At 66.2% G+C, this 8,010-nt stretch carries 8 protein-coding genes; 5 read left to right on the forward strand and 3 right to left on the reverse strand.

Translation table 11 applies throughout. The features are described 5' to 3' along the window. Window positions 1-261 precede the first annotated feature (261 nt). Window positions 262-549 (forward strand): hypothetical protein, encoded by a 288-nt coding sequence (locus RMP10_RS16675; RefSeq protein WP_310571304.1) that lies wholly within the window; start codon window positions 262-264, stop codon window positions 547-549. A 90-nt stretch (window positions 550-639) separates the two neighbouring features. Here the strand turns inward: RMP10_RS16675 and RMP10_RS16680 are convergent, their stop codons facing one another. After that, window positions 640-1,131, reverse strand: a complete 492-nt coding sequence (locus RMP10_RS16680) for a helix-turn-helix transcriptional regulator (protein ID WP_310571305.1) — start codon at window positions 1,129-1,131, stop codon at window positions 640-642. Between the two features lie 211 nt (window positions 1,132-1,342). Between RMP10_RS16680 and RMP10_RS16685 the strand changes: the two genes are divergently transcribed. Further along, the gene (locus RMP10_RS16685; protein WP_310571306.1) at window positions 1,343-3,775 is read left to right on the forward strand and encodes a BTAD domain-containing putative transcriptional regulator; all 2,433 of its coding nucleotides are present in this window, start codon (window positions 1,343-1,345) and stop codon (window positions 3,773-3,775) included. Here RMP10_RS16685 and RMP10_RS16690 read toward each other — a convergent pair. Next, a complete protein-coding gene (locus RMP10_RS16690) occupies window positions 3,726-4,256 on the reverse strand; it encodes a hypothetical protein (protein WP_310571307.1) in 531 nt (176 codons plus the stop codon). The genes RMP10_RS16685 and RMP10_RS16690 overlap by 50 nt on opposite strands. 156 nt (window positions 4,257-4,412) lie before the next feature. Between RMP10_RS16690 and RMP10_RS16695 the strand changes: the two genes are divergently transcribed. Next, window positions 4,413-4,892, forward strand: a complete 480-nt coding sequence (locus RMP10_RS16695) for a hypothetical protein (RefSeq protein WP_310571308.1) — start codon at window positions 4,413-4,415, stop codon at window positions 4,890-4,892. Window positions 4,893-4,954: 62 nt separating this feature from the next. After that, on the forward strand, window positions 4,955-5,467 hold the full coding sequence (locus RMP10_RS16700) for a GNAT family N-acetyltransferase (RefSeq protein ID WP_310571309.1): 513 nt from the start codon (window positions 4,955-4,957) through the stop codon (window positions 5,465-5,467). Window positions 5,468-5,534: 67 nt separating this feature from the next. Here RMP10_RS16700 and RMP10_RS16705 read toward each other — a convergent pair whose 3' ends face one another. Then, a complete protein-coding gene (locus RMP10_RS16705; RefSeq protein WP_310571310.1) occupies window positions 5,535-6,614 on the reverse strand; it encodes an aldo/keto reductase in 1,080 nt (359 codons plus the stop codon). Between RMP10_RS16705 and RMP10_RS16710 the strand changes: the two genes are divergently transcribed. Continuing rightward, on the forward strand, window positions 6,613-7,887 hold the full coding sequence (locus tag RMP10_RS16710) for an amidohydrolase family protein (RefSeq protein WP_310571311.1): 1,275 nt from the start codon (window positions 6,613-6,615) through the stop codon (window positions 7,885-7,887). The two genes, RMP10_RS16705 and RMP10_RS16710, sit on opposite strands and share 2 nt — an antisense overlap. The last annotated feature ends 123 nt before the right edge of the window (window positions 7,888-8,010 follow it).

An 8,010-nucleotide genomic window follows, 5' to 3' on the forward strand; every position in this document is an offset into this window, starting at 1 on the left:
CGGCAACCCCAACAACCCGGATTTGATTGTGGTGGGCGCAGAGGTCACTGATACGCAACCGCCGCTTTCATGGGGTCAGAGTCGTTCAACGAGGTTAAACGACTCTGACCCCTTGAACCCCCTGAACCCCTTGAAAGACTCCCAGATAAGCCAATTACGCCTTTTGCTTATCTCCGCGACCCGTGCCATCCATTTTCTGATCCGTGTTCCGGCTGTTGGCGGACCTTTCGGACCCACGACCACGTTTACCACTCTACCCCTATGCGATTCGACCCCAAGTCCCCGCCGCGATTCGCCTGGGTGCGCGAAGGTGATCATCGCGCCGAGGCCGAGCGGCTCATTGCGCGCAATACGCGCGAGCATGGCGGAGTGTGCACGGGCGAGCCGTCGCTGATGATGCGCACGGCCCCAGGAGGGCGTTTCACCATGCTTTCCGCCACCGGTCTCTGGTGGCTCGAGCACATGGCCGTGCACGACAGCTGGGGCGAGCCCACGCGCGACGACGACGATTTGCTGGCGCAGCTCGTCGACCTGAAGACGGAGCGATAAGGGAACTCAATAAAAGCACTTCATTCAGTCGCAGAACTCGCCGCAGGTTGCACTGAAAGGATTCACATCAATCCCGACCTCGGAGGTCGGTCAAACGGTCGTCGCCGCCACCATGGCGGCCACGGCGGCGCGGGTTCGCACGCCGAGCTTCGTGAAGAGGTGCTCGGTGTGCCGCCGAACCGTGTGCTCGCTGATGCCCATGTCGGCGGCGATGCACTTGGTGCTCTCGCCGCGGGCGATCAGTTCGGCCACGGCACGCTCGCGGAGACTGAGCCGGTCCATCGCCAGCCCCTGCGGCGCGGCGGGCCGAGGGGTGAGGACCACGATCGTGGCTGAACTCACCTCCGGATGCGCACTGACCGCGAGCCTCACGCGGGGCACACCCACTGGCTCCAAGCGACCCCCGACCACGCAGGCGTGGACAGCTGAACTCCCATGGGCCACCGAGCTCAGGTACCGTTCCAGCTCCCGCTGCTCAGTGCGCGACAGCAGTCCCTGCGCCGACTCGGCCCACCACAGCTCCCCCGTCATCGCATTGAACACGCCGTACGGCACCCCGGCGGCGGCGAGCGGGGCGACCATGGTGCACGGGGCCTGGCAGGCGCCCGGTTGATGGAGAGCAGTCGCGGAGGCGCGCATGGGAAGAATGCTCAGGTTGGAACATGTGGAAGCGCCGGACCAGCGCTCTGGTGACCGGCGTACCATATTCCTGCCTCTCAACCTGTTCTCGGACCGCTCTCGGCCGGGGATCGAACACGAGCATTGAGGCGATTTTCTGTCGAACGCGGCACCGGTGAACCACGAATTGCAGCTGCTGGGTGGCCTGCGGCTGGTGCTGAACGGCCAGCCGGTCGCCGGAAAGGCGGCGCATCGACGGCGTCTCGCATTGCTCGTGCTTCTCTCCAGCGCACCCAAGCGTCGTCTGACCCGCGAACGACTGATCGATTTCCTCTGGGAGGACGCCCAGGCGGAGGCCGGCCGGAAGCTCCTCTCCGAGTCGCTGTACCAGCTCCGCAGCGAACTCGGCGATAACGCGCTCCGCTCGGTTGGCGACGAAGTCGAGCTCGATCCGAGTGTGGTGCCGAGCGATCTCGACCGTATCATCGACGCCGACGACCGCCGCGACGACGAGGCGCTGCTGCGCATTCCCGTCGGCGCGTTCCTGGACGGCTGGTATCTGGAGAACGCCCCGGGCTTCTCCATGTGGGTCGACACGCAGCGCGAACGAGTCCGGACGACACTGCTTCGCCTGTATATAGACGCGGCGGTCCGCGCCGAATCGGCCGACCGGCTCTCCCAGTCCATCGCCGCCTGGCGACGGGCGGTCGAGATGGACGGCTGCTCGGCCCAAGCGGTCGCGCGGTTGGCCGCGGCACTCGGCCGGGCCGGCGACCGGGCCGAAGGACTACGTGTGATCGCCGTGCATCGGGCGATGCTCGAGGCCGACCTCGGCATCCACCCCGACCGACAGGTGGTCGACGCGGAACGAGCGCTCCGCGCGGCCGCGGCCACGCCCGTCTCGGGCATCGCCAAACCCGCGGTGGCTCCCTCGGCCGCCACGGTCGCGGCGTCGGAACAGAGTTCGGCGCCGAACAGATCACGTGAGCCGGGTGAGCTCCGCCGGCGAAATGTCCTGCCGTGGGCGACGGGGGTGTTTGCGCTGATCGCCGCGGTGGCGATCGGCGGATGGCAGCAACGCAGGTCCCCGACACCCGCGAGCGGCGACGTGTCTCGCGTGGCCATCATTTCGCCCTCGTTGGCGTTACGCGATACGTCGCTGCGTTTCCTGCAGGAGGCCCTCACGAATGGCGTCACCAATCAGCTGAGCGTGAACGCCTTTGCGGTCGCGAGCACCGGAGAAGTGCGCGCGATGGAGTCGGGGCGAATCTCGCTCGACTCGCTCATCTCCATGCGTCGTATCGGCACGCTGGTCGACCTCGCCTTCGAATCACGCGACGACCGGCTGCGCGTCACCGTCCGAGTGCTCGACGCCGCGACGCGCGATCAAGTGGCGTCGAGTGTGTACGAGCGACCGACCGTCGACGCGCTGCAGCTCGAGGGGGACATCGTGCGGTTCGCGGCCGATGCCCTCGCGCGACGGTTGCGACGCGAGGTGTTGGTGCGTGACGCCGACGAGGCCACGCGCGATCCGTATGTACGCAAGCTGTTGGTCACGGCGGCGCGCTCGCGCGAGGATGCCGAAGGAGTGATCCGCAATGGATACGCCCTCGATCGCGAGTCGGCTGAGCAGCTGTTGGTCTCGGCGGATTCACTGCTGCTGCGCGCCATGGCGCAGGACGGGAAGTGGGCGGCCTTGTGGGTGGAGCGGGCGCGCGTGATGAAGGCGCGTGCGAGTCTTGCCACCGATGCGCGCAGGGCGGCGTTGGCCGACAGTGGCGTGGGCTATGCGACGACGGCGTTGGCGCTCGCACCAGACAATGCACACGCACTCACCGTGCGAGGCATGCTCTATTCCTCGGGGGCGCAGGCCGTCGTCGGCGGCGCCGCCGATACCGTACGACGCGCACAGGCGGATCGTGATTTGCGACGATCGCTGGAGTTGGAGCCGTCGCAGGCCGACGCCTGGCTGGCGTTGTCGAAGGAGCAGCTGTTGCGCGGACAGTCGGCCACGGCTGTCGCCTCGGCGCGACGTGCGGTGGAGTACGACGCGTTCCTCGAAAACGGCCAGGAAGCGTATCTGGTGCTGTTCGGCAGTGCGCTCACGGCGGGTAATCCGAAAGACGCCGGCATGTGGTGCACGCGCGGTCGCGAGAGTTTCCCCGACGACTATCAGTTCCGGCTGTGCGAACTCACCGTCATGCGCGAACTGCCGCGCCAAGATGGAGACGACACGGCGGCGTGGCGGATCGTCGCGACGATGGATTCAATGGCGGCGTTGACGCCTCGCGCCTCACAGATGGCATATGCGAAGGCCTACCGAAACGCCGTTGCCGCGGCGATCTCGGCGCGCGCCGGGGATGTACGTCGCGCCCAAGAAGGGCTGGCGCGAGCACGCGCGCTGGTCGCCAACGATCCCGTGCTGCAAACTGATTTGCTGTTCGATGAAGCGTACGTGCACCTGATGCTGGGCAATCGCGCCAAGGCCGTGCAGCTGCTTCGCGCGATGATCGCCACGCGACCGGGAACGCGACGGATTCTGGCGAGCGCGCCGTTGTTCAGGTCGATTGCGGAGGACGTGATCGGTCCCGCTTCGCCCACTCGCTGAGCGGCTCGAAGCCGCGGCCCGACGTCGCGACGTCGAGGAACGTGGGATAGTCATGGGCGATGGCAATGACATCCGGATCGGCGATGGCCTCACGCAAACTCTGCATGCCGGCATCATCCAGAAATCGCGTGTAGTACGGAATCAGAAACTTCTCGGCGGAGACTTCACCCCAGAAGATCGCGTCATGCTTCTGCGTATCGACGCGAATGTGCTCGCCGGTGGCGGGATCGACCAGCATGAAGACGGGTGGCGACTTCTTGGTGGGCACGCGCTGCGGTGTGCTGATGACGAGCTCGTCGACTGAGTCGGAGCTACCCTCGATCCGTTCTAGGCCGAATCCGGTACCGCCACCGGGTAGTGGGGCGCTCATGCTGAGCCGGTACTCGCCCCCGCGCATGCCGTCGGCCCACTCGGCCACGCGCCGCAGGTCGTCGGCGGTAATGACGTTACGCGGCGGAGAATTCTCGGCTTCGTCAGACATGCAGGCGCTCTCGCGAAAGAGTGAACAGCGTGCCGCACGCCGGTGCGGGATGAACAATTCTGCATTCGATATGCATGAGCGCTGAATAGGACGATATGCCAATGTCCGGCGCGCGTTGGCTTCGCAAGACTCCGTACATTCGTACCGGAGCCATAGATGTCTCAGAGTCAGAAGGCGGCCCTTGCCGGCATCGTGCTGGCCATGGCCGCTGTTGTCGGCAGTTCGAGCCTCGCGTCACTGCAGCAGGGCGCGATCGCGTTCGCCCCAATGAGCTTGGCGGGGTGTCCATCGGTTCCGATGGACCAGCCTCTGTCACGCGCGGAGGGCTCGGGTGGGCTCGACGCGAAGGGCACGTCGACCGCGTGGCACAGTGTGAAGACGCAACCAGCGTTGCAGTACGCGCTCGTGTGGAACGTGCAGTTCCGCAGCTATGAGATCGTGTGGCGCAATCGTGGCGTGCGCGACATGCACTTCCGCTTCGCCGCCGATTCCGTCGGGACCCGCGCCACGCGCGTGCGTGAGCGCGTGCTACCGGCCGGCATCACGGAATCGCTGCCGGGCGAGGGGTTCGTGCCGGCCAAGGGAACGGGTGTGGTGTGTGTCCAGGTTGTGGCCAGCAACGCGTCGTCAAGCTGACCCCTCGACCGGTGTGAGCCTGCGCAGCTTGCGGCGCGCACACGTGCGTCGCAGAATCGCGTATGATCACGACCGCGCGCCTCGCGCTCGACCAGTTCACCTACAGCGACGCGCCGTTCATCGTCGCGCTGCTCACCGACCCCGATTGGCTGCGCTATATCGGCGATCGCGGTGTGCGCACCGTAGACGACGCGCGCGGCTATCTCGAGAACGGACCGATGGCGTCCTACGCGACGAACGGGTTCGGCCTGTACCGCGTGTCGCTGCGGGAGAGCGGCGTACCGATCGGGATGTGTGGACTGCTCAAGCGAGACGCGCTGCCCGTCGTCGATATCGGATTCGCCTTCCTGCCGGCGTATCGCGGGCAGGGGTACGCGTTCGAAGCGGCGGCCGCGATCGTTGCCGACGCCCGTGACAGGCTGGGGCTGACGCGAATCCTGGCGATCGTCACGCCGGAGAATGTCGGCTCGATCCGGGTCCTGCAGAAACTCGGGATGATTCAGGACGGCGAAATCCAGATGCAGGCGGGCGGGGATGCGCTCTGTCTGTTCGTCACCCCGGCCCAATGCGAATAAGGGTTCATGATTAGCTCACGGCGCTATTAAGCCAAAACGCCGTATCCTTTATTAGCGCAATCGTTCGTCAGCGCCCCGGCAGCGGCGGTAAGGCGTCCACGAACTCGATGATCTGCTTGCGGTGCGCGGCTGTGGGCAGCCGACCGATACCGCCACCGATGTTGTCGATCATGTTCTTGGCCTGACTCGTGGCCGGCGTGACCGCCGTGATGGCCGGGTGCGTGAGCGTGAACTTGAGGAAGAACTGCGCCCAGGTGGTGGCGTCGAATTCCTTGGCGAAGGCCGGCAGTTCCTTGCCCGCCGCGCGACGGAACAGGCTGGTGCGTCCGAACGGCGCGTAGGCCAGCACCGCGATCTTCTTCTCAATGGCGAGCGGCAGGATCACGTCTTCTACATCGCGATTGTCGGCGGCGTAGTCCACGCCGATGAAATCGAGCGGCTCGTTGCGCATGACCTCGATGAGCTGCGCGTACTGATTCGGGAACGTGGTCGTGATGCCCACGTAGCGCACGCGGCCGGCCTTCTTGAACTCGCGCACGATAGGCAGCTGCGTGGCCGGGTCGCCCATGTTGTGCACCTGCATGAGATCGATCTTGGGCTGCTTGAAGATCGTAAACGACTTCTCGATCTGCGCGCGCGCGGCCGCGGGATCGGCTTGTGCCCCACCGCGACCGGCCACGTTCACTTTGGCGGCCCAGAACAGCTTGTTGGCGATGCCGAGTTCGTTCACGATGCCGCCGGCCACCACCTCGGAGGCGCCGTAGCTCGGGGCGGTGTCGAACACACGTGCGCCGCGATCGGCCATGGCCTGAAAGACCGCCTTGAGCGCGCTGGCGTCCTCGGCCCGCGCCACGGTGGCGAAGGTGGCCGAGCTCCCGAGTCCGATTACCGGGATCATCTCGCCGGTGCTGGGAATAGCGCGCTGCAGCAGCTGACCCTGCGGGAGGCTGTTGAGGGCGGCGAGCAGGCGAGGCGAGAGGCCGAGCGAGGCGCCGAGTCCGGCGGAGAGGCCGATGAAATCGCGACGATTGATCATGATCGAGTCCAGCGTGCGGGGCGGGAGGGCGAACGGGCGTTCCGGGTAGTAACGTGCTTCGGTGTTCGTCCGCTGGCTATGGACAGGTCCTTCCCCGAACGGGTGTCTCATGTTCCGCCGTCTCGCACCATCCGCTGCTGCCCTGTTGGTGCTCGCGCTGTCTCCCGTCGTGGCGATCGGCGCGCAGTCATCGACCGGAGCAACCACCGCCTTCACTGGCGCGACGCTCATCGACGGCACCGACCGCGCCCCGATCACGAACGCCACGCTGTTGGTGCGCGATGGCCGTGTGGTGGCCGCCGGCGCTTCGGCCCGCGTGACCATTCCGGCCGGGGCCGCACGCGTGTCGCTGGCGGGCAAGGTGATCATGCCCGGCATCATCAACAGTCACGGTCACGCCAGCAGTGCCGGCGATTTGGCGACGTATGCCGCGTATGGCGTGACCACGCTCTATTCGCTCGGCGGTGAACCGGCCGACGTGTTCGCCGCGCGCGAGTCGCAGCGTACTGCGCAGCGCAGTGGTGCGCCGCTGTCGCCGTTGGTGGCCCGCGTGTTCGTGGCCGGCCCCGTGCTTACGCCGACCACGCCCGACGAAGCGCGCGCGCAGGTAGCCGGCGTGGCGGCGCAGCAGGTGGACGTCGCCAAGATCCGCGTTGATGACAACCTCGGCCTCGGCCCCAAGATGACGCCCGAGGTATATCGCGCGGTGATCAATGAGGCGCACGCGCGCAAACTGCGCCTGGCCGCGCACATGTACTACTTCGCCGACGCGGTCGACCTGCTAAACTCCGGCGCCGACTTCATGGCGCACAGTGTGCGCGACGTGGAGGTGAACGACGCCTTCGCCGCGTCACTCCGCGCGAAGAATGTGTGCTATACGCCAACGCTCATGCGCGAGGTGAGCACGTTCGTGTACGAAAGCACGCCGGCGTTCTTTACCGACTCACTGTTTCTGGCGCACGCGAACAAGGCGTGGATGGCCACCTTGCAGCAGCCGGAGCGGATGGAAGCCACGCGCACAAATGCGGCCGCGCAGCAGTACAAGAAGCAGTTGCCGGTGGCTATGCGGAATCTCAAACGACTCTCCGACGCCGGCGTGCGCATCGCCATGGGCACCGACACAGGGCCAATGGGTCGCTTTCAGGGCTACTTCGAACTGATGGAGCTCGAGATGATGGTCGAGGCGGGAATGACGCCGCGGGCGGTGCTGGCCGCGGCCACGCGTGATGCCGCACGCTGCATGCAGATCGACCGTGAGTTCGGCACGCTGGAACCCGGGAAGTGGGCGGACTTCGTGGTGCTCACCGCGAGTCCGCTCGAGAACATATCGAATGTGCGCAAGCAGCACTCGGTGTGGATCGGCGGCAAGCGCGTAGGCGGCTAGGCGAGGGGGCCCGCATTCAAGAGGCGTTCAAGGGGTCAGCGTTGAAGGGGTGGGGTGGGGTTTGATGTTGGGGTAAACGACGAAGGGCCCCCGGGAGGCGCGGTTACGCCCCCCGGTAGGCCG

The organism is Gemmatimonas sp., from assembly GCF_031426495.1.
In the GTDB taxonomy this organism is placed as follows: domain Bacteria; phylum Gemmatimonadota; class Gemmatimonadetes; order Gemmatimonadales; family Gemmatimonadaceae; genus Gemmatimonas.

Bases quoted from the DNA above. Each gene is read 5' to 3' on its own strand.
- RMP10_RS16675 (WP_310571304.1), top strand. From the start codon at position 262: ATGCGATTCGACCCCAAGTCCCCGCCGCGATTCGCCTGGGTGCGCGAA.
- RMP10_RS16680 (WP_310571305.1), bottom strand. From the start codon at position 1,131: ATGGTCGCCCCGCTCGCCGCCGCCGGGGTGCCGTACGGCGTGTTCAAT.
- RMP10_RS16690 (WP_310571307.1), bottom strand. From the start codon at position 4,256: ATGTCTGACGAAGCCGAGAATTCTCCGCCGCGTAACGTCATTACCGCC.
- RMP10_RS16695 (WP_310571308.1), top strand. From the start codon at position 4,413: ATGTCTCAGAGTCAGAAGGCGGCCCTTGCCGGCATCGTGCTGGCCATG.
- RMP10_RS16700 (WP_310571309.1), top strand. From the start codon at position 4,955: ATGATCACGACCGCGCGCCTCGCGCTCGACCAGTTCACCTACAGCGAC.
- RMP10_RS16710 (WP_310571311.1), top strand. From the start codon at position 6,613: ATGTTCCGCCGTCTCGCACCATCCGCTGCTGCCCTGTTGGTGCTCGCG.
- RMP10_RS16705 (WP_310571310.1), bottom strand. From the start codon at position 6,614: ATGAGACACCCGTTCGGGGAAGGACCTGTCCATAGCCAGCGGACGAAC.